Source organism: Thermogemmatispora tikiterensis (genome assembly GCF_003268475.1).
Classification (GTDB): domain Bacteria; phylum Chloroflexota; class Ktedonobacteria; order Ktedonobacterales; family Ktedonobacteraceae; genus Thermogemmatispora; species Thermogemmatispora tikiterensis.
Genome location: NZ_MCIF01000002.1, coordinates 3,276,771 through 3,301,932, shown reverse-complemented (window position 1 = coordinate 3,301,932; position 25,162 = coordinate 3,276,771). Strand labels below are relative to the sequence as shown.

16 protein-coding genes are annotated in these 25,162 nt (G+C 60.5%); 4 read left to right on the top strand and 12 right to left on the bottom strand.

What is annotated here, in order from left to right:
• Positions 1–37: 37 nt before the first annotated feature.
• From A4R35_RS13300 to A4R35_RS24710, 9 genes are all read right to left on the bottom strand, one after another.
• The gene (locus A4R35_RS13300; RefSeq protein WP_112430124.1) at positions 38–1,678 is read right to left on the bottom strand and encodes an APC family permease; all 1,641 of its coding nucleotides are present in this window, start codon (positions 1,676–1,678) and stop codon (positions 38–40) included.
• 314 nt (positions 1,679–1,992) lie between these two features.
• Positions 1,993–3,501 (bottom strand): amino acid permease, encoded by a 1,509-nt coding sequence (locus tag A4R35_RS13295; RefSeq protein ID WP_112430122.1) that lies wholly within the window; start codon positions 3,499–3,501, stop codon positions 1,993–1,995.
• A 162-nt stretch (positions 3,502–3,663) separates the two neighbouring features.
• A complete protein-coding gene (locus A4R35_RS13290) occupies positions 3,664–4,641 on the bottom strand; it encodes a TIGR03621 family F420-dependent LLM class oxidoreductase (RefSeq protein ID WP_112430120.1) in 978 nt (325 codons plus the stop codon).
• Between the two features lie 231 nt (positions 4,642–4,872).
• Positions 4,873–5,388: an acetyl-CoA carboxylase biotin carboxyl carrier protein gene (locus A4R35_RS13285; RefSeq protein ID WP_189361773.1), complete on the bottom strand. Its 516-nt coding sequence runs from the start codon at positions 5,386–5,388 to the stop codon at positions 4,873–4,875.
• A 151-nt stretch (positions 5,389–5,539) separates the two neighbouring features.
• Positions 5,540–6,784 (bottom strand): beta-ketoacyl-ACP synthase II, encoded by a 1,245-nt coding sequence (fabF, locus tag A4R35_RS13280; protein ID WP_112430116.1) that lies wholly within the window; start codon positions 6,782–6,784, stop codon positions 5,540–5,542.
• A gap of 272 nt (positions 6,785–7,056) precedes the next feature.
• Positions 7,057–8,406 (bottom strand): acetyl-CoA carboxylase biotin carboxylase subunit, encoded by a 1,350-nt coding sequence (gene accC, locus A4R35_RS13275; protein ID WP_112430114.1) that lies wholly within the window; start codon positions 8,404–8,406, stop codon positions 7,057–7,059.
• A 417-nt stretch (positions 8,407–8,823) separates the two neighbouring features.
• The gene (locus A4R35_RS13270) at positions 8,824–11,103 is read right to left on the bottom strand and encodes a serine/threonine-protein kinase (RefSeq protein WP_112430112.1); all 2,280 of its coding nucleotides are present in this window, start codon (positions 11,101–11,103) and stop codon (positions 8,824–8,826) included.
• Between the two features lie 263 nt (positions 11,104–11,366).
• Positions 11,367–12,287 carry a 16S rRNA (adenine(1518)-N(6)/adenine(1519)-N(6))-dimethyltransferase RsmA gene (gene rsmA / locus A4R35_RS13265; protein WP_223258325.1) on the bottom strand — a complete coding sequence of 307 codons (921 nt, stop codon included), beginning with the start codon at positions 12,285–12,287 and terminating at the stop codon, positions 11,367–11,369.
• Positions 12,288–12,330: 43 nt separating this feature from the next.
• A complete protein-coding gene (locus A4R35_RS24710) occupies positions 12,331–13,122 on the bottom strand; it encodes a hypothetical protein (RefSeq protein WP_223258523.1) in 792 nt (263 codons plus the stop codon).
• Positions 13,123–13,380: 258 nt separating this feature from the next.
• Here A4R35_RS24710 and A4R35_RS13250 point away from each other — a divergent pair, with 258 nt between their 5' ends.
• Both A4R35_RS13250 and A4R35_RS13245 read left to right on the top strand, forming a co-directional pair.
• Complete coding sequence (locus A4R35_RS13250) at positions 13,381–15,762, top strand: transglycosylase domain-containing protein (protein WP_112430108.1); 2,382 nt, start codon at positions 13,381–13,383, stop codon at positions 15,760–15,762.
• A 238-nt stretch (positions 15,763–16,000) separates the two neighbouring features.
• Positions 16,001–16,603 (top strand): hypothetical protein, encoded by a 603-nt coding sequence (locus A4R35_RS13245; protein WP_112430106.1) that lies wholly within the window; start codon positions 16,001–16,003, stop codon positions 16,601–16,603.
• Between the two features lie 139 nt (positions 16,604–16,742).
• Here the strand turns inward: A4R35_RS13245 and A4R35_RS13240 are convergent, their stop codons facing one another.
• Positions 16,743–18,752, bottom strand: a complete 2,010-nt coding sequence (locus tag A4R35_RS13240) for a WD40 repeat domain-containing serine/threonine protein kinase (RefSeq protein WP_189361771.1) — start codon at positions 18,750–18,752, stop codon at positions 16,743–16,745.
• An 86-nt stretch (positions 18,753–18,838) separates the two neighbouring features.
• Between A4R35_RS13240 and A4R35_RS13235 the strand changes: the two genes are divergently transcribed.
• Positions 18,839–19,579 (top strand): MBL fold metallo-hydrolase, encoded by a 741-nt coding sequence (locus A4R35_RS13235; RefSeq protein ID WP_112430102.1) that lies wholly within the window; start codon positions 18,839–18,841, stop codon positions 19,577–19,579.
• A 35-nt stretch (positions 19,580–19,614) separates the two neighbouring features.
• Here A4R35_RS13235 and A4R35_RS13230 read toward each other — a convergent pair whose 3' ends face one another.
• Positions 19,615–23,007 carry a glycosyltransferase gene (locus A4R35_RS13230; protein ID WP_112430100.1) on the bottom strand — a complete coding sequence of 1,131 codons (3,393 nt, stop codon included), beginning with the start codon at positions 23,005–23,007 and terminating at the stop codon, positions 19,615–19,617.
• A gap of 36 nt (positions 23,008–23,043) precedes the next feature.
• The gene (locus A4R35_RS13225) at positions 23,044–23,841 is read right to left on the bottom strand and encodes a glycosyltransferase family 2 protein (protein WP_112430098.1); all 798 of its coding nucleotides are present in this window, start codon (positions 23,839–23,841) and stop codon (positions 23,044–23,046) included.
• 345 nt (positions 23,842–24,186) lie between these two features.
• On the opposite strand from A4R35_RS13225, the gene A4R35_RS13220 reads away from it, so the two are divergent.
• Entirely contained in the window at positions 24,187–25,158 is a 972-nt protein-coding gene (locus A4R35_RS13220) for a DUF488 domain-containing protein (protein WP_112430096.1), read from the top strand.
• Positions 25,159–25,162: the final 4 nt, after the last annotated feature.

Here is a 25,162-nt window from a genome sequence, read left to right as displayed (position 1 = left end):
TTGAGCACCACCTGTAAGGGAAAAGCCACTCTCTGGGCTATGACTCAGCGCGCAGGATACGGCCCAGGAATTCGTAGCGCTCGGGATGGCGCCGTGCCAGATAGAAAGAATAGAGCAGTCCGATGATCACCCAGCCGATGACGAAGAGCGGCAGGATGTTCAAAGGGAAGGGCGTTGGGAAGAAGCCCAGGCCAGTGAAGAAGTCGCCAATCACCGGCAACGGCGGCATGATGAACGAAATCAGAGGAATCAGTAAGAAGAGGCAGCTAGCGATCGGCGCGATCAGGTGGAGCAGTGGGTTAAAGTTCTGGCGATCGAAGCGCAGCGCGAAGGCCGGCGTCGCGAGGTTCACCAGGATATAGACCACCAGGAAGCTGATTGTGCCGATCGTCGCCAGCCAGGCGTAGCTGGTAATGCCGCTGGTCTGCGTGTAAACTTTGCCGTCGGCGATGCCCAGGGCGTAGCTCACGCTGCCATCGGGATTGTTCTTCTGGATGATGAAGGCCAGGAAGATGATGACCAGAATCGTAAACAAGCTCTGGGCCATGATAGCGTAGTGGGGACTCTTCCAGCGCGGGTGCGTGCGCCCGAAAACGCGCGGTAGGATGCCCTCACGACCCATCGCGTAGAAGTAGCGCACCATCCCGTTATGGAAGGCCAGACAGGCTGCGAAGCTGCTCGTCGTCACGGCGATGATCATCAGGACTTTCAGCCACCCACCAACGAAGTGGTCGGCCAGGTTATAGTAGGGGGTTGGGGCGATAGCGATATTGCCCAGGGTATCGCCGGCGTGCTGCCAGCCGAGGCCAATGACAGCGCTATAGGTGGTCCAGATGTAGAGCACAGCCATGATCAGGATCACCGAGAAGATGGCCGTAGGCACAGCACGGCGCGGGTTACGCGACTCCTCGCCGTAGACGGCGCCGGCCTCGAAACCGATCCAGGACCAGATACCGAGTGCCATAGCCACACCGATACCCAACACTCCACCCGGGGCAACCCCTTTGAGATCGGAGCCTGCGGGCGTAAAGGTATGGAGCAGGTCATGGCCGGCGATCCCTCCATGAATAGTGATCATCAGGTCGAGCAGCACCAGGCTCCCGATCTCCAGTATAAGGAAGGGGGCGAGCCACCAGGTAGACCACTTGATGTCGAAGAAGGAGAGCAGAAAGACGAGGACGCAGCCGATGAGGGCGTAGGTAACCCAGCCCAGCGGCATGTGGAAGCCAAGATAGGTGGAAATATTAATGTCGGCCAGGCCGCCGAAGGCCGCTTGAGAGGAGGCTTCGAAAATAGCGTAGCCGAAGAGCATCAGCCAGCCCGCCTGGAAGGCCGTGCCCGCTCCCAGGCCATGCCGTACCCAGGTATAGAAGCCGCCCGCCGAAGTCAGGCGGCGCGAGAAATAAACGATCGAGATTCCAAAGAGCAGCAACCCGATCGCCGAGAGCAGGAAGACCAGCGGCACGCTGGCGCCGGCCTGCGCTGCCATGTTGGGCACGTTAAAGAACATGGCCGCAATCGGCGCCGCCCCAGCGAAGCAGTAGTACATGACGCTGGGCATGCCGATGGCATTGATGTGCAGCTTGTCGAGGTCCTGGCGCTCTTCCAGGGCGATGTCGCCCTCGGGAAGGGCCGCGCCGGGCGTCGTCTGCCCCACCAATTCTTCCTGAGATGCCATAAATCACCTCCAGTTCAGGTCTTGCTAGGAAGACCAGATCATCTGTAGAGCGCTTGATTGCTGAATAGCGGTAAGTCTGGTGCTACCCTGGGTTAAGGCAACGCTGCTGGCGTGGCGCACTGCTACTCTGCTCGCCCACTCACCCACTGACTGGCTGGCCCCCTCGCTGCTGGTCAGCCAGCCCGATCGCCGTCCTGCAACTGGCGAGAGTAGCGTACCGGCTCGCTGGCGGTCAGCAACGCTAACGGGATATACTGGCTGGCTCTGCTACCAACAATAACAGCAGAGCCAGACCCTGTCAACGCGCTTGCCGGCTAAGCCCCACGCTCGATCTCTTGCCAGGCCGCCTCACCGGTTGCGAACATACTGATGATGGCACCTATCATCAGCGTCGCCGCCGTCAGACCTGCGACAATCAGGCTCCACTGCTGATTGGTCAGCAGGGGTACCCACGAGTTGAGGGCCGTGTCAACAATGGCGATGATGCCGGTGATCAGACCGACTACCGAGCTTAGCAGTAGCACGGGCATCGGCACGAGGCGATTCAACAGCAGCGCCCGACGATCGCGTATATACAGTGCCAGGATCAGAATAAACAGGAAAATGGTTGAGAAGGCCCATAGGATGGTTCCGGCTCCGATACCGACGAAATAGACTTCGAGGGAGAGATCTGCCGGATTGCTGCCAAACATATAGGGAATGACCATGAAGAAGAGGATCGTGATAAAGATGGCCGCGGCAGTCTGGATGGCGATGGCGCGGGCTGGTTGGCGATTGCTGTTGAGCAAGCCGAGGCCCACCGGAATGCGGCGGTCGAAGCCTGCCACCATCAGGAAGCGGGCATAGATGTGGTTATAGACCATCGTTACCAGGCAGAAGACGCCCAGCATGCAGACAGCAACCACATTGCCGGCCAGCTTCCCCAGAGCGGTATCGACAGTAGTCACGAGGGCAAAGAGCACGTAGGCAGACTTTGGCCCTTCGACGACCAGGACGGCGAAGGTCACGAGGACATAGCCAACCACTACAATCAGTGTCCCCCACAGCAGATGACGCAGGATCAACTGGCGGCGTGTCTCTGCGCTGGGAGCAATCGCTTCCGCCTGCATAGTGATCGGCAGATAGACTCCCAGATAGCCCAGGGTAATCACCCCAAAGAGGCCGAAGTTGCCTCCGGTCTTTGGGTCCCAAGTGATCAGCCAATCTGAAAGCCGCGAGAAGCTCGTCGCCGGTGCGTGTCCAGTCGCAAGCCAGGCGATGCCCGCTAAAATGACGAGACCGCTGGCAATCAGGAGGAGGACGAAAGCGGCGTTGGTAATGTTCTGTACCGTGCGGTGCGGCTGCACAGCCATGAAGCCCGAGATCAGGATGACCACACTCAGAGCCAGACCTTGCTGCCAGGGAGCGGTCAGCCAGCCACTGTTGAGGCCCGGGATATAGCTGATCGCCAGATCGCTGGTGGCCATCAAGAGCAGTGGGGCAGGCAGCCAAACACAGAAGCCTACAAAGAAGCTCATGTAGCTGCCAAAGATGCGGTAGGCCCAGTTGTACAGCGAGCCTTCGTGAGGAAAGATGACACTGAGTTGGGCAGTGGCAATGGCACAGGGCACAAAGAAGAGGATCGCTCCTACTAGCCAGAAAGTAATGCCCGCCGCGCCACCTGCAATGGCATTAGAGACGTTGGTCGGAAAGAAAATCAGCAAGACATAGAGTGTCATCAGGTCCCAGCTGGTCAGTATCGCTGGCATGACCTTACCTGGATACTCTTCAGAAGTCAGTACATGCGGCGGTCTATCCCCCTGTGACCGGCTACTGGTGATCATGGAACCTCCTTCGATGATTGCAGTTCCCACATGCTCTCACCATAGCAGATACTTTTACACATGTCAATGCATTTGTTTCACAAATGTAATAAATGTAAGTTGTTATAGCGTCTGACTGAAAGGACTGGAGGGCAGGCGGGCAGCCTGCAATGGAAGGAATGGCTATGGAGAGGATGAAGTGTTCAGTAGGGCGATCACTGGAGCGAGAGCCTCCATATATTCTTCCCAGACGACCCAATAGGAGATGTAATATTGTCGACGATAGTGTAGTAATTGAGTGCAAATCTCCTCTGAGCTTCCAATGAGGAAATAAGGTGTTGTAGCAACCTCTTGCTCACTGAGACCGTAGCGGGCGGCGATCTCGGTCAGGGCCTGCTGGCGCTTGGCGGTCAAGATGACTTCGAGAACGATCAGGTTCAATTCGAGCGAAGCAAAGCGCGGGCCGGCGGCCTGACGTACCCAGGTCAGCTTCTCGGCCAAGGCGGGGGCCAGGGCATCCTGTATATCCAGACTCTGGTTCATATGGCCAGCCACGCTGATAGTCTGTGTCCGTGGGGAGAAGCCGACAATAGTCGCCTCCCGTGCCGCCAGCGAGAGCAAGCGTTTGCCGCTACCACCCACCAGAATTGGCGGATAGGGGCGCTGCTGCGGCTGCAGTGCCAGGGCCAGCCCCTCAATCGTGTAGTGCCGGCCACTGAAGCTAAGTCGCTCACCGGCCAGCAGGGCCTTGATGATCTGCAAGGATTCGGCGAGTCGCTCTATGCGCACCCCGGGCGACGCGAAGGGAATGCCGCATTGCTGGTACTCACTCGCCATCCAACCAGCTCCCAGGCCCAGCTCGAAGCGTCCTCCTGTGAAAACATCGAGGGTGGCCACCTCACGCGCCAACATGACAGGGTGGCGGAAGTCGTTGGCGAAGACGTAGCTTCCCACGCGCAAGTGCGTGGTGGCCGCGGCGATCCGTGCCAGAGCCAGCGTTGTAGCAAACTGATCGCCGATGTGGTCGGGCAGCAGAAAGGTCGAGTAGCCCAGCTGCTCGGCGCGCTGGGCCTGTGCTAGCAGGGTAGCAAGATCCGGTGTGGTGTTATGTGAGAGGACGCCGAAGCGCAGAGGGCGGCGATGATCAGCTATCTCACTCATACGGTACGACGCTCCTTGTTTCGGGCTGCTGGCCTCCAGGCAACAGAGCGCTCATGGCAGGAGAGGATGAGAAGAGGGACCTGGCGGTCTGCTGGCCATGCTGCAAGCCTCTACTCCCCGACCAGATCCCTGGGTCCCTGGAAAAGCAGAGATGCGCTCTTCTCGATTGTCTACCCGTGGAGAGTAGGAGGTGAGTTGACAGACTTCCACGGACTGGTCAAGCAGTTCTGGCTAGATCGGCTCAACGCGCAGGAGCACCTCGTCCTTCTGAACGACTGCCCCGTTCTCTACCAGGATCTTCGTCACGCGCCCGGCGACCGGGGAAGGTACCTCGTTAAAGGATTTCATGGCCTCGATCAGGGCCACTGTCTGGCCGACCTGGATAACATCGCCGATCGAGACGAAAGGTGGCTCATCCGGCGAAGGGGCTGCGTAGTAGACTCCGGAGAGCGGTGCCACGACCGGGAGCGTGCGCTCCTCCTCGCGGCTCTTCGCCGAGGCGGCTTTGCTGGCTCCTGCAGGCCGTTTCGCCGTGCCCCGGCTGCGCACCATTGTCACAGGATTTGCCGCCACCTCACTAACGGATGGCGCAGTCACCAGCACCATCCCTGGCTGGCGGCGAATGATAATTTCCAGATCGTGCTCATTTAGCTCCAACTCGGCCACCGAGCTGCCTTCGAGCACGTGCACCAATTCCTCCAGGCGCTCGATCCAGGCCGTCTTCCGATCTTCTTCTTTGTTGCTCATCATCACACTCGCTCGCAGATTAAAGGCATACAGCAAACCGGAGCAGGCCGTACCTGAGCACTCTAGCAGTGCGCCGGCTAGGCTTATCCACCCCGGTTCACTCAGATCCAGAGAGGCGAGCAGGCAGCAAGCAGCGTAGTACAGCTATTGACTACTCGCTCTCCTCGTAGCGCTTGAAGATCAGGCAGGCGTTATGTCCGCCGAAGCCCATTGAATTGGACATGGCCACCCTGACCTGGGCCTGGCGTGCCTGGTTGGGCACGTAATCCAGATCGCAGTCGGGGTCGGGATGGTGCAGGTTGATGGTCGGTGGAATAATCCCGGTGAGCAGCGTCATGATGCTGATGACAGCCTCGACGGCTCCCGCGGCCCCAAGGGTGTGGCCGGTCATCGACTTCGTGGAGCTGATCGCCAGGCGATAAGCGTGCTCGCCGAAGCAGGTCTTGATGGCCTGGGTTTCGGTGCGATCATTGTAGGGCGTCGAGGTGCCGTGCGCATTGATATAATCAACATCTTCGGGACGCAGGCCAGACTTCCGCAGGGCCATCTGCATCGCGCGCACTAAACCGGCGCCGCCGGGAGCCGGCTCAGTCACATGGTAGGCATCGCCTGTTGCGCCATAGCCGACCATCTCAGCCAGGATCGTGGCCCCACGGGCCTTTGCAAACTCCAGCTCCTCCAGAATAAGTACCGCGGCCCCTTCACCCATCACAAAGCCGTCGCGGGTGGCGTCGAAAGGACGGCTGGCCCCCTGTGGATCATCGTTGCGCCGCGAGAGGGCGTGCATGTTATCGAAGGCCGCAATAGCGATCGGTGTGATGCCGCGCTCGGAGCCGCCGGCGATCATCGCCTTCGCGTCGCCGCGCCGAATGGTTTCCCAGGCCTCGCCGATCGTATGGGCGCTGGTCGCGCAGGCCGAAACAGCAGCCCAGTTGGGGCCGCGTGCACCCGTCATGATCGAGACAATGCCCGGGGCGCCATCGACAATCATCATATTGATAAAGAAGGGACTGATGCGATCTGGACCCCGCTCGAAGAGGATGCGAAATTGCTCGTGGAGCGTCATCAGACCGCCGATGCCGCTGCCAATATAGACCCCCACATGGTCGGCAATCTCCTCGCTGATCTCCAGGCGAGACTGGGCCAGCGCTTGCTTGGTGGCAGCAATAGCGATATGTTGGTAAGGGTCAGTGCGGCGAATCTCCTTGCGGTCCATATAGGCCGAAGGATCGAAGTCTTTGATCTGGCCCCCGAATTTCACGCGGAAGGGGCTGGTATCGAAGCCGACGATTTCGGCGATGCCGGATTTCCCTTGGCAGAGGGCTTCCCAGGAAGACGCCACATCGTTCCCCAGGGGAGTAATCAGCCCTAAACCGGTTACAACGACACGTCTCATTACGTCACCTCCTCTATTGTCGGGTTCTCTCAGCCGCTCTCAGGCCAGCAGGTACGGTGCGGTGATGGCCTATGATCCGCTCGCTGTCAATCAAACCCTGGCTCTGATTGACAGCATCTACTTGCTAACCAGGCAGTCGCGTGCGCCGCAGAGGCTGGCTGACTGGCCTGACCGACCAGCCAGATTGACCGGCCAGAGAACGAGCACAGAGCGGCAAGAAGAGGCCCGCTGAGAACCCAGCGAGACCCGGCACGAACCCAGTGCGAACCCGGTCAGATGCCAAGTGAGGCAGCCTCCTCCTGGAGGAACCGGGTATAGGCTTCTCCACGGATAAAGACCTGATGTCTGAGCAGACGCTGGTGGAAAGGAATCGTCGTGGGCAGGCCCTCGATGACGAACTCATCGAGTGCGCGCTGCATACGCGCAATGGCGGCGTCGCGATCCTCGGCCCACACGATCAGCTTGGCCAGCAGCGAGTCGTAGTGTGGAGGAACCGAGTAGCCGGCATAGAGATGGCTATCGACGCGCACGCCAGGGCCGCCGGGCGGCAGATATTTCTCCACCACACCGGTCTGCGGGCGGAAATCGGCCTCGGCATCCTCTGCCGTGATCCGGCACTCGATGGCGTGGCCGCGGAACTGAATGTTCTCCTGCTTCAGCTGCAGCGGCTCGCCGGCGGCAATGCGGATCTGCTCCTTGACGAGGTCGACACTGGTCACCATTTCTGTGACCGGGTGCTCCACCTGTAGGCGCGTGTTCATCTCCATGAAATAGTAGCGGTTCTCATCGTCGAGAAGGAACTCCAGCGTCCCGGCGTTGGTATAGCCAATCTGCTGCACAGCGCGAATGGCCTTCATGCCGATCTCTTGTCGTAGCTCGGGAGGCAGCAGCGGGCTGGGCGACTCTTCAAGAACCTTCTGATTGCGGCGCTGACAGGAGCAGTTACGCTCGCCCAGGTGAACGCCGTTGCCGTGGTGATCGACAAGGACCTGAATCTCGATATGGCGCGCGCGCGGCAGGTAGCGCTCCAGATAGAGGCCATCATCGCTGAAGGCTTCGCGAACCTCGTTCTGGGCCAGGGTGAAGACGCGTTCAAACTCCTCTGGGCTGTTGACCAGGCGGATGCCGCGCCCTCCTCCGCCGGCGGCAGCCTTCAACATCAAGGGAAAACCGATCTCGCGCGCGGCCTCTCGCGCCTCCGCCAGCGTGCGTAACACGCGTGTGCCCGGTAGCATCGGCAGCCCGGCGGCGGCCATCGCCTCGCGGGCCGAGACCTTATCGCCCATGATCGCCATCGCTGTGGCGGAAGGGCCAATAAAGGTCAGGTTCACATCTGCACAGATCTGGGCAAAGCTGGGATTCTCTGAGAGGAAACCGTAACCGGGATGGATAGCTTCGGCCCCGGAGATAAGAGCAGCGCTGATGATATTAGGAATATTAAGATAACTTTTGCCGCTTGGCCCCGGTCCTATACAGATGTGCTCGTCTGCCATGCGTACCGGCAGCGAATCGCGATCGGCCTCGGAATGCGCGATGATCGTACGGATACCCATCTCGCGACAGGCGCGGATGACCCGTAGAGCGATTTCGCCACGGTTAGCAATGAGGATCTTTCGAAACATGGCTTTTGATCGGACAGGACGGACGCAGGGGACCTGCGCAGTCCATGTTTGCTCTCATCGTGATTTTCCCCGGCCTGAAATGGCAGGGACAATTTACGGGTTATTATACCATGCCCGCTCGAAAGCGACCAGTGGGGCACCGGCGTGTTTCCCGCTGGTCAGGCTGGCTTGCTCTCTCGGCTGGTTAGAAGGGAAGGGGATGGAGAATTTCCTGTCTCGTGAGCAGCCGGTGCCACGCGTTAAGATGGGATGAAAGAAGAGCAGAAAAGAAGGGGGGGGAGAAGAGGCAAGCTGGCCGAGAAAATGAGGCCCGCGATCTGGTGGTCCCGCCGCGCCACCCGCGCGCCAGGGGAGGGAGCGCCTGCACTTTGTTTGAGTTTAGCAGTGCCAGGAGGATGTCCGCGGGCCTGTGGTGGCCTAGCCACGCAAGCGCGCGGCTTCGGCCTCGGCCTGGCGTGCCTCGCGCTTCCGTCGCAGCTTTTTGAGGACCTCGGCTTTCCGTTCCCAGTGATCAGGATCATGGGGGGCGATTTGGATGGCGCGCTCGGCGGCCTCCAGGGCCTCATCATAGCGTCCCAGCTCCTGGCAAAGGAGCGCTTTATTATGCCAGGCTGAGGCAAGCTGAGGATCACGTCGCAGGGCCTCATTGTAGGCTTCGAGTGCCTGGCGATAGTATCCCAAACGATAGAGCGTATTCCCTTTCCCGTTCCAGCAGAGGGTCAGGTCCCGGTTCAGCATCAGAGCCTGGTCGTAGGCGCGCAGCGCTTCGGGAAAGCGTTCCAGCGCATACAAGGCGGCGGCTTTGCCTTGCCAGGCCAGAGCATGGTTCGGGTCGAGAGCCAGGGCGCGGTTATAGCTTTCCAGGGCAGCGGCGTGGCGGCCTTGCTCGCTCAGAATGGCGCCGCGCCGAATCCAGGCTTTGACATAGCCTGGATCGTACTTGAGGGCCTCGTCCAGCATATCCAGCGCCTGGCGCAGGCGATGCTGGCCGTAGTAGATCTGAGCAATGCCATACCAGGCGGGGGCATAGTGAGGATCGAGGGTGCGCGCTCGCTCGAAGGCGCTGAGTGCCTCTGGCCAGCGCTGGAGGTCGTAGAGGGCCGCGCCCTTACCGGCCCAGGCGGGAACAAGGTCGGTCTGCAGTCGAGTTGCCTCCTCAAAGGAGTCGAGCGCCTGGCGTACCTGACCTAGCTCGTGGAGCACCTGTCCCCTGCCGCACCAGGCCAGAGCCTGCTGATTATCGTAGCGCAAAGCTCGCTCGAAGGCGTCGAGAGCCTCGCGCTGGCGCCCCCGGCGACTGAGCAGTAGTCCCTTGTTGTACCAGGCGCGGGCCATGCCGGGGTCGTAGCGCAGGGCAGTCTCAAAGGCGGCCAGGGCCTCTGCCTCACGATGCAGACCGGAGAGCGCTGCCCCTTTTCCATTCCAGGCGGTGGCGTTACGTCCCTCAAGCTGGAGTGCGCGCTCAAAGGCCTGAAGCGCTTCCTGATAGCGATGGAGGGCGTTGAGCGCCGTGCCCTTGCCAATCCAGGAGGTGACCAGCGTGGGGTCCAGATTGAGTGCCTTGTTAAAGGACTCCAGGGCCTCGCGGTGCTGGGAGCGTGCGCCGTAGGTGAGGCCGCGCCCCTGCCAGGCCAGAGCCTGCGAGGGGTCGCGAGCAAGGACGCGCTCATAGAGTTCGAGCGCCTCTGTCAGGCGGCCCTGCGACCGTAGCTGGCGAGCCTGTTCGATCAGGCGACTGGTGTCGCTATAGGCATGCGTTTGTGGAGAGCTGCCTGGCTCACGGCACTCGCGCAGGACCTCCAGCACATCCTGAGTGCTGGCGGGGCGCTTCTCCGGGTCCATTTCCAGCATGCGCTGAAGAAGGGCTTCCAGAGCAGGGGGAACAGCCGGGTTCAGCTCGGAAGCGGGCCGGAAAAAGAAAGGCTGGTCCGAGGGATCAACGCCGGTGAGCAGATGGTGCAACAAAGCTCCCAGGCTGTAGATATCGGAGCGGGGGGTCGATTGCGCCTTGCCATACTGCTCCGGAGCCGCATAGCCTGGGGAGCCGAGGGCCGTGGTGTCGCGCGATTGGCCCGGCTTAAAGAGGCGCGCGATGCCGAAATCGATCAGATAGAGGCGCCCGCTGTTATCGATCATCACATTAGAAGGCTTCAGATCGCGGAAGACAATCGGCGGCTGATGGCTGTGCAGGTAGCCGAGCACATCGCAGAGCTGCTCGGCCCAGGTCAGCACCTGGTCAACTGGCAAAGGACCACCGCCCTGGCGCGCCAGATATTCCTCCAACGACTCGCCCTCGATGAAATCCATGACCAGATATGAGCGATCGTTTTCGGTAAAGTGATCGTAGATGCGCGGCAGATTGGGGTGGCGCAGCTCGGCCAGCAAGTTGGCCTCGCGCTCAAAAGCCTGTTCGGCCTCCTGGACGCGCGCCGGGGTCAGGCCGACTTTGCTCATCTCTTTCACTGCCACCGGACGATTATTCAAGCGCGTATCAGCGGCTTTGTAGACGGCTCCCATCCCTCCCTGACCGATCAAGCTCAGCAGCTGATAGCGCCCGGCCAGCAGTGTCTCCTCTGTCAGGGTTCCTGTCGTATGCTGGAACGGCAGGGCGGCGGCGCAGTGCTGACAGAAACGCGCCGTTGGAGGATTGGCCATGCCGCAGCGATCACAAAAGACTTCCTGCTCCTGCGTTGTCATAAAAAAACCCGTCACTCAGGCTCGAACTGCAGCGGTTCCCACTGGCGGGCAGGGGCGTCGCATCGCACTCTTCACCCACCCTATATCATAGCACAGCTAGCCAGGTCGCGGTCGCTCTGCGGGCACCCACTCTGCCATTCCTCACGATACGATCGCCGCTGATCACACTTCCCCGCCCTGCCCTGCCTCTCGCGCCGCTTCCGTAGCAGAGAGCCAATCTATGTACATGCATCGCTGTGGGCGACACCATCCGCAGCTGCTCTCTAAGTCTCATCCGGTCCCCTCTGCCCGGGTCCTGGAAGCACGGACGCCGTCCTCTCCTCCTGGCTGCCGGGCGCGGAGGAAGGCAGGGTACGCCACAGCTGCAGCCATTCATCGAGGCTCAAGGTTTCGGCGCGGCGCTCTGGCGCGATCCCGGCCTGACGTAGCCAGCTCTGCACTGTCTCAGCTGGCAAGCCCAGTCCACGTGCGAGGGCGTTGTGCAGCTGCTTGCGTCGCTCTCCAAAGCCAGCCTGAACCAGGCGGAAGAAGAGGGTGCGCTCCGCGGGGGTCAGCGCTGCCCGCGGCTGAACCTCGATGCGCACAATGGCGGAGTCGACGCGCGGCGGTGGGTAGAAAGCCCGCGCCGGTACGCGGGCGATAAGCTGCGGACGCCCGAAGAGCTGGACGCTCACGCCCAGCAGACTCAGGTTGCCGGGCGCGGCCACGATGCGCTGCGCGACCTCGTACTGAATCATTACAACGATCAGCTGGGGGGGATGCTCGCTCTCCAGAAAATGGCGAAAGGTGGGTGCGGTGATATAGTAGGGCAAATTGGCCACCAGCTTGTAGGGCTGCCTCTCAAAGAGGGCGCGCGGATCAACAGTCAACAGGTTCTGGGCCACCACCTCGATATTGCCAAAGGGAGCGGTGGTTTCGGCGAGCAGACGCAGCATAGAGCGCTCCAGCTCTACAGCAACTACCCGTCCTGCACGGTGGGCCAGCTCGCGCGTTAAAACGCCAGTGCCTGCCCCTACCTCAAGCACCGTATCAGTTGGGGCCAGCTCTGCCGCGTCCACAATGCGCGCCAGCACGCCGCGGTCGACCAGGAAATGTTGCCCGAACGACTTCAAAGGCCGCATGCCGTGCTGCTGGAGTAAGGTGCGCAAGGTACGCGGGCTGGTCAGATCAAGCTCTTCGGCCATCGTTGAGCGCACTCACCTCATGTCTATCATGGCTAGTGTTATGTTAGAGTTTCCCCGCGCCGGGACGACGCTGTGAGCCTTGTTGATGGGTGTGGACCAGCAGCCAGACGATCACCCCCCCGATGGCGAGGGGAAGCGCACACAGGAGGCAGACCACCAGCAGCGCGATGATGAGACCGACGGCGGCCCCAAGCAGGCCAACAATCAGGCCAATGAAGCCGCCGACCAGCCCCACGATGAGACCCACCCCACCCAGCAGCAGGCCGAAGATAAGCGCGCCAACCCAGGGGAGCAGCTTGAGGAGCAGCGCCAGCAGGATCAGGAAAAGCACGATCCAGATAAGGTGATGGCCCCGCTGTGGCTGAGGCCGTGCCCACCAGGGGGGCGGTGACCATCCAGGGCGAACACTGGCCCTCCAGGCCTGAGGCTGAGACTGATGGACGAAGGGTTTCTGGCCTGGCTCCGCTCCCGGGTGTGCTCTCGGCTCAGGCTGACCTGAGACTGCTGCTGGCCAACGCTCGCCAGCTTCGCCCAGAGATGCAGCAGGCCCGGCTGATTCGGAGGCCGCCGGAGCCAGGCCTTCCTCCTCGCGATGCGGATAGTCTTGGGCCGGATAGCCACGCCGATAGCTGTAGTCATGCAACGGCTCCGCATACTGCCCGGGCGGCTCCTGGTGCAGTTGTCGACTCTGATCTCGCCCACGCTTGCGACTCAGAACGCTCCAGAATGAAGAATGCTGGCTGGCTGCTTCGCCCTGGGAATCAGTGACATGCTGCTCACTCGCCCTTCCTGATTCATGCTGCGGCGCTTGCCAGTCCTGCTCTTGCTGCTGCATAGATCTCGCTCCTTGTTGCCCTCACTTGCTGCTGGTACTGGCCCCTTTTTCCCTGACGCTGACCACGCTGATACAAAGCCCCTCCAGGGAACGATCTATTACCATAGGATACGCAAAGGGGCTACCGGGGTTGCAGAGTGGTCTCGAATTACCTATGATGATACGTGAAAACACATCGATCGTTCTCTAAATGGAAGAGGGCATTGGTGCATTCGCCACCATCCGATCTGCTTGCAAGCCGAGGAGAGGAAGGGAGCAATGGATTACCACGAGAGTCAAGCCGCGGGGGGACCCGAGCGTGGTGGATCGCTCAGCCCCAGGGTCCCGGGGCTGCATCTGCCAGCTCGTCACCTTCCTGGAGCCAGCGGGCAGCCACCTGTCCTGGCTCCGTTACCCACTACGGACGGGGGGAATGGAATGCCTCCGCTACGTCGCTGGCGCGCCAATCGCATTCTTCTGCGCAAGCGCTGGCGCAGGCGTTTCTATCCGCGCCGCACGCCGCGCTGGGCAGTAATGCTCCTGGTGGCCACGCTGCTCGGTCTCGCCCTCTTTTCGAGTAGCGCTGGAGCCGTTTACGCCTATTATGAGGCGCAGCTGCCCTTGCTGCGCAATATTGCCAATAATAATGCGCTCTTCCAGACGACGCGCATCTACGATCGCAATGGCAACCTGCTCTATGAGCTGTTTGATCATAGTGCCGATCATGGTCGCCGCACTTATGTCAGTTATACCGATATCTCCCCGCTCTTGATCAATGCCACGGTGGCCGCGGAGGACCATACCTTCTGGGAGAACTCGGGTGTCGATCTGCAGGGCATTCTGCGCGCTGTCTTCTCGAATCTCCAGAGCCAGAGCGTTGTTCAGGGCGGCAGCACGATTACGCAGCAGCTCATTAAGAACGAGCTGTTCAGCAATCAGCCTCGAACGCTGGGCGTGAAAGCCGAGGAGGCCGTGCTGGCCTATGGTCTGACGCAGCAGTATCCGAAGTGGAAGATCATGGAGATGTATCTCAACACGGTCTACTACGGCGACCTGAACTATGGTGCCGAGGCCGCGGCTGAGAACTACTTCAATCTGCAGCCTAAGTGTACGGCCACGCGCTGCAAGCCAGCGGTGGCCCAGCTCGATCTGGCTCAGGCCTCGCTGCTGGCCGGTCTGCCGCAAAGTCCTTCCTATTATGATCCGACGGTCAATAAGCCAGCGGCCCTGGCGCGCCAGCAGGTAGTCCTGCAGTCAATGGTCGAGCTAGGCATGATTACCCCTCAGCAGGCCGCTGCCGCCGAGGCCGAGAGCCAGAAGTTTGTCTTTAAGCCCTACAGCGAGACCCACCATATTCAGGCCCCCCACTTTGTCCAGTACGTCATCGACCAGCTGACTTCTCTGCTTGGCAGTCAGAATTTGCTCGATGGAGGGTATAACGTCTATACTACCCTCGATCTGACGCTGGAGAAGAAGGTCGAGCAGATCGTTCACGATCGCCTCTACACCGTGCAGTACGACTCCTACCTGGGGCAGTATGAGGGGCCGCTGTACAAAACGAACAATGTGAATAATGCAGCAGTAGTGGTGATGAGTCCAACGACAGGCGAGATTCTGGCGATGGATGGCAGCGCCGATTTCAATAATCAGAGTCCCAAAGTGCAGGGTCAGTATAATTCGGCGCTCGCCCTGCGCCAGCCCGGCTCGGCCTTTAAGCCCATCGTCTATGCTGCGGCCTTCGAGATGGGCTGGTATCCGGCGATGATTGTCCCGGACCACCTCACGATTTATCCGACGAAGGATGCAAATTCACCTTCCGGCTACTATACGCCGAATAACTACGATCAGAAATTCCATACGACCTTTCCGATGACGATTCGCAACGCCATTGCGAACTCGTTTAACATTCCGGCGGTGACGACGGTCGAGTACGTCGGCTTCAACAATGTCCTCAATATGGCCAAGCGTCTGGGAATTACCTCCATCGATACCGCCGACCTGCAGGCCTGTCGCAAGAACTACAATGCGCCGCAGGCGACACCAGAACAGTGCTTCTTTCCCTCAATCGCCCTGGGCACGGCGGAGGTCTCTCTGCTGGAACTGACCGGCGCCTATGCCACCTTTGCCAATCAAGGAGTGAGAGTCCCGCCGGTCTCCATCCTGGAGATTACCGATAGCCTGGGTCACCCCCTGTATCGCTACGATGCTGCCCATCCACATGGGGTGCGCGCTCTGGGGGCGGATGTCTCCTTCCTGATTAGCAGCATCCTCTCGGATAAGGCTTCGCGCTATCACGAATTTGGTCCGGGCAATCCGCTGGAGTTGGCTGATCGCCCGGCTGCCGCCAAAACTGGTACGACCCAGACCTTCCGCGATAACTGGACCGTCGGTTATACCCCCTATCTGGCGGTTGGGGTTTGGGCCGGCAATAGCGATAATAGTGCCATGGATAATGTGATCGGTATCACGGGAGCCGGTCCCATCTGGCATGATGTGATGGAGTATGCTTCGCAGCGCTACCATTATCCGGCTGAGGACTTTATCCGCCCGGACGATGTCCATCTGGGTACGGTCTCCGCTCTCACTGGTCTCTTGCCTCGTCCAGGCGAGCCAACGGTGAGTGATTGGTTTATCGATGGCACGCTGCCCACGACCTCCTGAGCGCAAGCGGGCGCGGGCGCGACCTCCATCTCCTCGTCGCTGACGAAGGCTTCTCCTGTCTGAAACGCGCAGCCAGGCGGCGCCGCTCTCCTCATTAAGGAGGCGGCGCCATACTCTGTCTTCTTTCCCCTGGCTCCCCTTTGGCAGCAGCCTTTCCCCGCATAGCGTGATATCATAAAAAGAGCAGAGTAAGATACTGGATGTTGCAACATGGCTTATTGTGGAGGTTTCTGTTTCTATGAGTAGCGAATCCGGGCAGGAAGCGAGCAAGAAGGGTCCGCAGCAGCCTCAGTCATCAGCCGCTCACACGAACAACGCCAATGCTTCTGCCGCCTCCTCCTCCTCTTCATCATCCTCCGATGCTGAGCAGGAACTCAACGAGGCGCTGGAGAGCGGTTTTCGCCCTCTGACGCGCATGGAGCGTCGTCAACTCTGGTTGAGGGAGTACGGAGAGCAGGATGTGGCGTTGCAGATGTGGATTCAGCTGGTGGAGCAGCATGATCTAGAGATCGAGATGATGCTGCAGATGCATGGGCTGCTCATTTTCGGGGTGATGGTGAGCACTGCCCACTATGCCCAGTTCTACATTGATCTCAATGAGGAGACGCACCGCGAGCACGATCCCGATACTGCCGATGCCCTGCGCAAGTACTATACGGCGCTGGTGCCGCCGCCCGATCAGCCGGAGTATGGGCCAGAGGGCTTACCGATTGTCTACCACTATATCCATATGCGCGACGTGACCATCTTGAGCGGCGGACACAAGTTCAAGGTGCCCTACTGGCGGGGCAAAGCCTCGCGCGTCGATGCCTTTGTGGTTGGGGCGACCGTTGGGGATTAACTCGCCTCGCGCCCACCGTACCGCAAGCCTGCTGCGAGTCTCCCTCTCCTGCCTTTGAACCAGCCATTGATTGGGCTTCTGCTGGCCCAGTCCTCGCCCTTGCCAGGCTGATGGGGAGCTGATCCAGCCCGTTGCACCCTTAGTTGATCTCCCAGACGTAGACGCTTCCATCCTGGCCGCCGCAGGCAAGGTAGCGCCCATCAGGTGACCAGGCGAGGGAGTAAATAAAGCCTTGCTGGCTGTTGTAGGCGAAGAGCTGCCGCCCGTCTATGGCCTGCCAGCAATGGACCTGACCATCGCGTCCGCCGGAGGCCAGCAAGGAACCTCGGGGGCGCCAGCTGAGGGCGTAGACTGCCCTCTTATGCCGGCGATAGGTGATCTGCTGCCTGCCGTGCTGGCTCTCCCAAATCTCGACGCTGCCGCCGGTCTTCCCTGCGGCGACGTAGCGTCCGTCGCGCGACCAGGCAATGGTGTTGATGCGCTGCTGCTGGCCGTAGCAGCGGATCTCTTTTCGTGAGAGGAGCCAGGAGGTCAGGAAGCTGCGTCCCCGGTTAGTAGGACGTGGCCAGATGCGCAGGAGGCTATCGCCGCCGCCCGAGGCGAGGCGCTGACCATCGGGGGACCAGGCCACCGCTTTGACGCTGCGCCAATGGCCGCGATAGCGGCTGCTCTCCCAGGGGCTGGCTGCGGCCCAGACATGGACCGTCCCGTCTTGGCTGGCCGAGGCCAGAAACTGGCCGTCGGGCGCCCAGGCCACACTGTAGACGTAGGAGGTGTGGCCCTGGTAGCTTGTGAGTTCATCGCCTGTACTCGGGTTCCAGAGGCGCACCGTGCCATCGCGTCCCGCTGAGGCGAGGCGCTGGCCGTCGGGGGACCAGGCCAGGCCGTAGACTGATCCTCGATGCCCATCGCAGCGCCGCAGCAAGTGCCCGCTGAGCGCTTCCCAGATCTGGATGCTGCCATCGGCCCCACCGGAGGCCAGAAGGTGCCCGTCGGGGAACCAGGCGAGGGCGTAGATGCTGGTGTTCCGATGATGACCTGTGTAGAGGCAGCGCGTGATCAGGGGCGCCGTGGGAGGGGCGACGACGGGAGCCGCCGTACTCGCTGAGGCTGGTGCGGGCCGGTACTGGCTGGCGCTCGGGCGTCCTGAGACAGTCAGGTGCTGGGTGAGCAGGCTTTCGAGTTCGGCTTTGACCTCCTGGATGCTACCCGGGCGGCGGCTGGCCTCGGTCTGCACCATGCGCATCACCAGTGCCTCTAGCCGACGATGGTCGGCGTCTTGCTGGAGAAAAGGAGCAAAGGTAAAAGGAGAGAGCGAGGGGTCCTGACCGGTGATCAGCTGATGGAGCGTGGCCCCAAGGGCGTAGATGTCCGTTTGCGGTGTCGACTGCGCACGACCGTACTGCTCGGGGGCGGCATAGCCAGCAGAACCGAGGGCCGTTGTATCTTTGCTCTGGCCGGGCTTGAAGGGGCGCGCGATGCCGAAGTCGATCAAATACAGATGGCCGTCCCTCGTGAGCATGATGTTTGCCGGCTTGAGGTCGCGGAAGATGATGGGCGGCTGGTGGCTATGCAGGTAGCCGAGCACATCGCAGAGCTGCAGACCAAGGCGCAGAACCTCGTCAAGGGGCAGTCGCCCATTGGGGGTGTGGCTCAGGCGCTCCTCCAGCGTTTCCCCTTCGATAAAGTCCATCACCAGGTACCAGCGCCCGTTTTCAGAGAAGTGGTCGTAAATACGTGGCAGATTCGGATGAATCAAGCCGGCCAGCAAGAGGGCCTCTTGCTGAAAGGCCGCCGTGGCCTCCTGCAGCTCCTTGCTACTCAAGGACTGTTGGCTCATCTCTTTAATGGCCAGCGTCCGTCTGGCCAGCATCAGGTCTGTTGCGCGATAGACGGCGCCGAAGCCTCCTTTCCCGACCTGGGCCGTGATCTGGTAGCGTCCCCGAAGCAAGGCGTTGGACGGAAGCAGGCCGGTAGTGGTTGGCGAGGTTGGGGCCGAGATCGTCTGGCTCGCTGTCTGGGCCTGGTCGGCCACTAACGAGGGAGGCGCGCCATTCTGCAGCGGACGGCCACAGGCGAAGCAGAAACGGGCCTGGGGACGATTCGCTGCTCCACAGATGTCACAATAAAGAAGAAAGGAACCCTGCATGACGTGCTGGTCCTGTATGCTACCGATGATCTGCCTGCATGGTAGCATCTAGAACGTTCGTCTGTCAAGAAGAGGGATGACAAACGATGAGCTATCTCATGCTGCTTGGTACGGGCACCTGTCAAATCGAGCTGGAGCGTCGCGCCTCCAGTGTTCTCCTGCAGCTGGCCGGGCTGCCCATCCTCTTCGATTGCGGGCGCGGCATCAGCCAGCGTCTTACTGAAGTTGGCCTCAATCCCAACGCCCTGGAACATATCGTCATCTCGCACTTTCATCCCGATCACGTCTCCGATCTCATTCCCTTGCTGCATGCGGGCGCCTGGTCGCGGCGGCAGCCACGTAAATATGACCTCCACCTCTACGGGCCGCCCGGACTGCAGCGCCTGATCGATGGACTGATGCGCCTCTTCAGTCCACACAGCTTCCGTCAGCCCCATTATCAGATTCTGGTCCACGAAATTACAGAAGATGCATTTCAGATCGGACCTTACCTCTTTGATTTCATCGAACTACCGCCTGCGGGCAACCACGGCCTGCGTTTCAGCTGGCAGGGGCAGCGCTACGCCATTACCGGCGACTCCTCCTTTCATGAGCAAGAGCGCCTCTTTCTGCAGGGCGTGGACCTGGCCATCATCGACTCTGGCCATCTCAGCGATGACGAGATCATCCAGCTGGCCGCTGCTACCCAGGTCAGGACGCTCGTCTGCTCGCATCTCTACCGCGAGCTTGACGTGGTCCGCCTGCAGGAGCGGGCGCGCGCCGAAGGCTATCGCGGCACCATCATCGTCGGGCGCGACCTCATGACCTTTGTCCTGCCCGACGAATGAGTGAGCACACGAACGAGCAGACGAGCACTGAGACCTTAGTCGTTTGGACAGAGGCGATGAGCGGTTAAGAGTTCCGGTGGAATCGGGCGATCTGGCAGCGGCGGGCGCCCGCGATGATGGTAGAGATGCATACCGCTGCGGGAATCGATCAGCACCAGCGTGAACTGACGCAGCAGGGGACTGCCCGGCGGCAGCGCTCGCGCCACGCGATCGCCCGGGAGCCGTGGATTGAGGACGATCCAGTCGACGCTGGCTGCGGGATTGCGCAGGGCCTGCTGCCAGAGCCGGCCCGAGCCATCGTAGATCACACTACGGAAGTTGATGCCGGCCTCCGAAACGTCGAAATTGGTGGGAGAGACGTCCTCTAAGATCAGGCCGCCGTTGTAGTGTCTGGCCAGGTAGATGCTGACCGGGTGGGTGCCGGTGCAGGAGTTCCCGTAGAGGCCATCCTGCAGGGTCACAATGCCGGTCGCAGCAATGAAGCAGGCCTGACCGCAGATCGCTCCGGCACAGGCCAGGCGCCCCAGGAGATGGAGCCTTCCCCGCAACAGGCGCAGCCCACTGCTCATCAGAGTGGCCAGCAGCAGGGCCGCCGGCACCACGACCGCTGCGCCGTGCCGATCGTTGTAGAGGCGCCCGGGATCATGGCCCGGCCCGATCTCCGGTAGCAGGATCAGTGCCTGCCCACTGTAGATCGAGAGCACATAGAAGCCGAGCGGGGCCATGAAGGCAATCAGGGCCAGGGTCTCCGGCCTCAGCCGGTGACTGAGCAGAAAGAAGATGAAGGACAGCAACGAGAGAAAGAGTAAGAATGGCCCGAAGGTTTTCACTGAGAGCAGTATGTAGGTCAGTAACGAGAGGCTGACGTTGTGATAGGTATAGAAGCGGCCAGCCCGGGCAAAGCTGGAGAGCAACATCTCAGAGGAAAAAGGGCCGTGCAAGAAAAAGAAAGTGTCGCCGAAGATGATGCGGTTCCAGGCCAGCCAGAGCGCGATGCCGAAGCCTCCCAGGAGGGCGAAAACGAGGGTATTGGCGCAGATCTCGGCGAAGGAGCGCCGCTTGAGCAGGCTGGTCAGGCTGACCAGGAGAAGCAAGCAAACGAAGAAAGACCAGCCTTCGTAGCGGGAGAGCGTTGCCAGGAAGGTGCTGGCCGCCGCCAGAACCAGGTAGCGCGGGCGATTCTCCTGAGCCCAGCTCAAGAAGTAGTAGCCGGCCACCGTCATCATGCAAATCAGGGTCAGCTCGGTCAGCGGTGTCGACTGCAGGTAGAGGATATTGGGATTGAGCATGAAGACCAGGGAACAGAGGAAAGCGGCCCAGCGATCGCGAGTCAGGCGCAGACCACCGCGGTAGAGGTAGAGGGCAGCGATGATATAGCAGAGCATCGAGACGAAGCTGCCAGCCAGCCCAGAGTGCCAGAGGAAGTCATTCCAGACGAAGGGCAACATCAGTACGTGAGGCAGTGGCAGCCAGACGCCGCCGAGCTGGGCCAGGCCGGGCGTAGCGCTATCGAAGACGCTGCGAGCAATGCGTAGATGGGCGTAGGCATCGCCGTAGAGCAGAATCTCCTGATGCAGAAAGAAGTAGAGGCAGGCCGAGATGCTGCTCAGGCAAGCGCAGAGGAAGGTCACCAGTGCTCCCAGGTCATGGGGACGCGAGCGGCGAATGCGTGGTAAGGGACGGATACTCGTCTCTGGTGTCAAGACCAGGCGCAGCGGCTTGAAGGGAGTATGGCCGCCCAGGCGGATGGGGGTCAGGCCGATCTCGATCTCGCTCGGCCCACGCTGAGGAGTCGCGGGAACCACGGTGGCACTGAACTGGTTGACAGGTTGCTGCTGCTTGAGCAGATGGAAGCCGTGGAGTGTCTTCTGCCAGTAGTGAGGCCGGATCAGCAGCTCGGCGAGGGCCAGATAAGCGGCCAGGCTGTCCAGCAACCAGCAGCAGGGCATCAGTAAGGCCCAGGGCACCAGCGCATAATAGCGGCGATGCAGCAGCGCCAGCAGGTTGAGGTAGAGGTGGAAAAAGTTGCCGAAGATCAGACAGAAGGCGCCCATGTAGAGAATGGGGCCAGGGAAGAGCAGATGGTAGAAAGCCTGGTAGCGACCAGCAGTGCAGACATAGAAAAGGGAGAGCGCCCAGACGAGAGGGTTCACGAGCAGGCTGGCGGCGCTGGCGCCAATCACCAGTTGCACACTGCAGAGTTCACGCAGGCGCCGCTCGCGCCAGTAGACCAGGGGATGGCGCATATAGACCAGGTAGGTCTGCATATAGCCTTTAATCCAGCGCGAGCGTTGGCGCAGCCAGTTGCTAAGGCGAGAATTCGCCTCCTCATAGGTCGTCGAATCGAGAATCACCGTCTTGAAGCCATGCTGAAAGAGGCGCAGGCCGAGATCGCAGTCCTCGGTAACATTGAAGGCGTCCCAGCCGCCGACGGCGCGCAGCACCGAGACGCGGAAATGGTTTGAGGTGCCACCGAGCGGCAACGGGAGACCGAGCCGTTGCAGGCCCGGCAGCACCAGATCAAACCAGAGGGAATACTCAGCGGTAAAGAGGCGAGTCAGGAGATTTTGTGAAGGATTATAGCAATTCAGACGTGCCTGCACACAGGCTAGCGAATGGTCGTGCTGAGCGAAGGTCAGCACAGCTTTTTTCAGCTGCAAAGGATCGGGGATATCCTCGGCATCGTAGATGACCAGGTAGTCGCCCCGAGCGTGGAGCAGTCCGTAGTTACAGGCGCGGGCCTTGGTACGGGGATAGCCGCGTGGCACGACAAGCACCCGGAAGTGAGCGGGGAGAGCCAGCTGCTTGAGAGCGGCGCGCGTCTCCAGGTCGTCTTCCTCTGTCAGCAGCAAGATCTCCAAACGATCGCGGGGGTAGTCCAGGGCACGCAGTGCGCTCACCATCTGGCCAACCACGGCGGCCTCGCGGTAGAGCGGGCACAGGATGGTGTAGTGAGGCCAGTCGGCATTGTTGAGAGCGCTGATCAGATGCTCGTCGATCCCCTCATCGCCGCTGGCCTCGGCGGGAGCCAGCAGATGTGTCCCCACAATGGCAAACTGCAGCAGCAGATGGGCCACATAGAGCAGCGTGATCAGGGTCGAGGCCACAACGAGCAGCGTTGGCCCTTTCCAAACCAGGGCACCGCCCCAAAGCAGCAAGAGGCCGCCCAGTATCGCGAGCTGCGCCCGGCTGAAGGTGTGCAGGGCGGCGCGCTCTGGGTGGAATGGTGCGAAGACGGTCACCTCCTTGCCATGAATCAGGATCGGACGGCAGGCCGCACGCTGGTATTCGGCAAGCTCGCGACTGTTGCTGCGCGTCGCGCTGGGGCTGACGTTGCCCTCTAGCCAGCGCCGATAACGCGCCACACGGTTGCGAAATTGTAGCTCGCTGAATTTAGGGGATTCTTTTGTCAGAAGACCGGACGCCATTGAATCCTCTCCTCCACACTCCTCCAGTGATACTGCTCAAATACATCCATGCTCTTCTTGATAGCAGCGACCGCTATAATTGCTCAGCTCGCAGAGGGCTTCCCAGTAGAGGGCAAGCTTGCGCCGCAGTGACGGCCTGACGGGTTCGCCTGCTTTCTCCGGGCCAATGGCGATCTCCGTGTAGACGTAGCCAGCGCGCACAAATTTATGGATCATTTCGGCATTAATGAGGTGTCCCTGCATCTCCAGGGCTTGCTGGCGGAAAAACTCGGCGCGGTAGAGCTTAAAGGGACAGGAGAGATCGCGCACACGCAGGCCCAGGGTGAAGCGCAGCAGCCAGCTCCAGAGCAGCGCGGTCAACTGCTGCCAGCCCTGGCGCTGGCGAAAGCCGAGCACTGCGTCGTAGTCGCTCAGCAGGGCAAAGCTGCGCTTGAGGAGGTCCACATTGAAGCCAGGCTGAGCCTCCGTGAGGAGGACGAACTCTTTGCTGGCTTGGCTCAGGGCACTGACCAGGGCCTGGCCATAGCTGCAACTCGCGGGCTGGTGCAGGACGATCAGACGCGGTTCCTCCGCGGCAAGGCGTTCGAGCAGTATGCCGGTGCGATCGTGGCTCCCGCGATCGACAGCGAGAATCTCCAGGTCATCGGCCCAATCTGCCAGGCTGCTCAGCAGCGAGCGCACAACCAGTTCGATGCTCGCTTCGTCGTTCTGCGTCAAGAACACGATCGAGAGGCTGCGTGGAACAGCGGCGGCTCCACTATTGGACAGGGCTGGCGCCCTGCCCGCTGCCTCCGTATCCTTGGTATCACTGTGTGCCAGGGACGATATGCTCATGGTGCTAGATATCCTTTCTCTAGATATGTGGCTACAGGTGCTTATCACCGTCTTTCTTCACACCGTAGAAGAAAGCTTTCCTTGCCTTTCTTAAGCTATTATGCGGGTGAGGAATTTAATATGTATTTGAATATGATCAAGGTCGGGATAAGAGAGAATGACTGGTTGCTTCTGGACGAAAGACTTGTACGGTTCCTTTGATATGCAGTACAATTAATTGATACAAGAAAGCGAAGAGAGCGTCGCTGATGAGAGAGGGGACTGAGAGATAGGGCATAGGACTCTTGCCGGGAGCGAGTAGCGGGGCGGACAGCTTTTCGTCGTAGTACCTGAGAGGATAATCAGATGAGAGGAAGGTTCCGACCCGTGGCTATGCTCTATCGTCAGCGGCTCATCTTAGCGCTGGCTGAACTGGCTGAGGGAGAGTTAGCGGAGGAGGAGGCGCAGCTGCTGCTGATGCTCTTATGCGATCGTGTGCGGCGCGAACAAAGAGAGGCTCCTTATGAATTCGTTCTTAGGGGGAGGCGCTGGCGCAGCTTTGTTCTGGAGCATGACCTGCAGACGCTGCGTCTGCGTCGCTATCTGACGCCGCCGCCGCGGGTAGCGCTGCTTGCTCCTGTGGCAGGAAGCTCCTACCTGTCCCAGCTCCGTCAAGAGGATCGCCGCTTGTTGTCGCAAGTGTGGGAGGAGGGCCGGGGCCTGATGGCTGAGCGGGGTGGAGTTTTGCCACTGCTGAGATGGCAGCGGCAGCCCAGTGCTCTCCCCTCGCTGGAGGAGGGCCGTGGCGAAGCAGAGGAGAGCGCCTGTCTCTTCACGCTCGGCTACGAAGGCTTAAGCCTGGACGCCTATCTAACTCTGTTGCTCTCCCATCAGGTGCGTCTTCTAGTCGATGTACGACGTCACCCATTTTCGCGCAAGTTTGGCTTTGCCAGGAAGCGCCTGGCTCAGGCCCTCTACGAGGTGGGGATCGCCTATCTCCATTTCCCAGCTCTGGGAGTACCCTCCGAGCTGCGGAGAGAGCTGGAGAGCGAAGATGCGTATCGCGCGCTCTTTGCTCGTTATGTCACTGACTTGCTCCCGCAGGCAAAGGAGAGCCTTGAGCAGCTAGCCGCTCTCATTGCTGAAAAGAGACGAGTGGCGCTGACCTGTTTTGAGGCTGATCCCCGCCACTGTCATCGTGCTGTCCTGGCCACGTACCTGTGTCAGCACGGCTACATCACTGTTCCTATCGTGCACGTAACCAGTACAATGTCTCTGTCGAAGTGCAAGAGCCTGGCTAGTTGCAGCCGGCAGACACTGGCTGTGCTGGAAGGCTAGACGG

Coding starts and splice junctions, on each gene's coding strand:
- A4R35_RS13285 (WP_189361773.1), bottom strand. CDS start 5,388: ATGAGCAACAAAGAAGAAGATCGGAAGACGGCCTGGATCGAGCGCCTG.
- A4R35_RS13250 (WP_112430108.1), top strand. CDS start 13,381: ATGGATTACCACGAGAGTCAAGCCGCGGGGGGACCCGAGCGTGGTGGA.
- accC (WP_112430114.1), bottom strand. CDS start 8,406: ATGTTTCGAAAGATCCTCATTGCTAACCGTGGCGAAATCGCTCTACGG.
- A4R35_RS13295 (WP_112430122.1), bottom strand. CDS start 3,501: ATGATCACCAGTAGCCGGTCACAGGGGGATAGACCGCCGCATGTACTG.
- A4R35_RS13220 (WP_112430096.1), top strand. CDS start 24,187: ATGAGAGGAAGGTTCCGACCCGTGGCTATGCTCTATCGTCAGCGGCTC.
- A4R35_RS13300 (WP_112430124.1), bottom strand. CDS start 1,678: ATGGCATCTCAGGAAGAATTGGTGGGGCAGACGACGCCCGGCGCGGCC.
- A4R35_RS13290 (WP_112430120.1), bottom strand. CDS start 4,641: ATGAGTGAGATAGCTGATCATCGCCGCCCTCTGCGCTTCGGCGTCCTC.
- rsmA (WP_223258325.1), bottom strand. CDS start 12,287: ATGGCCGAAGAGCTTGATCTGACCAGCCCGCGTACCTTGCGCACCTTA.
- A4R35_RS13225 (WP_112430098.1), bottom strand. CDS start 23,841: ATGAGCATATCGTCCCTGGCACACAGTGATACCAAGGATACGGAGGCA.
- A4R35_RS13245 (WP_112430106.1), top strand. CDS start 16,001: ATGAGTAGCGAATCCGGGCAGGAAGCGAGCAAGAAGGGTCCGCAGCAG.
- A4R35_RS13270 (WP_112430112.1), bottom strand. CDS start 11,103: ATGACAACGCAGGAGCAGGAAGTCTTTTGTGATCGCTGCGGCATGGCC.
- fabF (WP_112430116.1), bottom strand. CDS start 6,784: ATGAGACGTGTCGTTGTAACCGGTTTAGGGCTGATTACTCCCCTGGGG.
- A4R35_RS24710 (WP_223258523.1), bottom strand. CDS start 13,122: ATGCAGCAGCAAGAGCAGGACTGGCAAGCGCCGCAGCATGAATCAGGA.
- A4R35_RS13230 (WP_112430100.1), bottom strand. CDS start 23,007: ATGGCGTCCGGTCTTCTGACAAAAGAATCCCCTAAATTCAGCGAGCTA.
- A4R35_RS13240 (WP_189361771.1), bottom strand. CDS start 18,752: ATGCAGGGTTCCTTTCTTCTTTATTGTGACATCTGTGGAGCAGCGAAT.
- A4R35_RS13235 (WP_112430102.1), top strand. CDS start 18,839: ATGAGCTATCTCATGCTGCTTGGTACGGGCACCTGTCAAATCGAGCTG.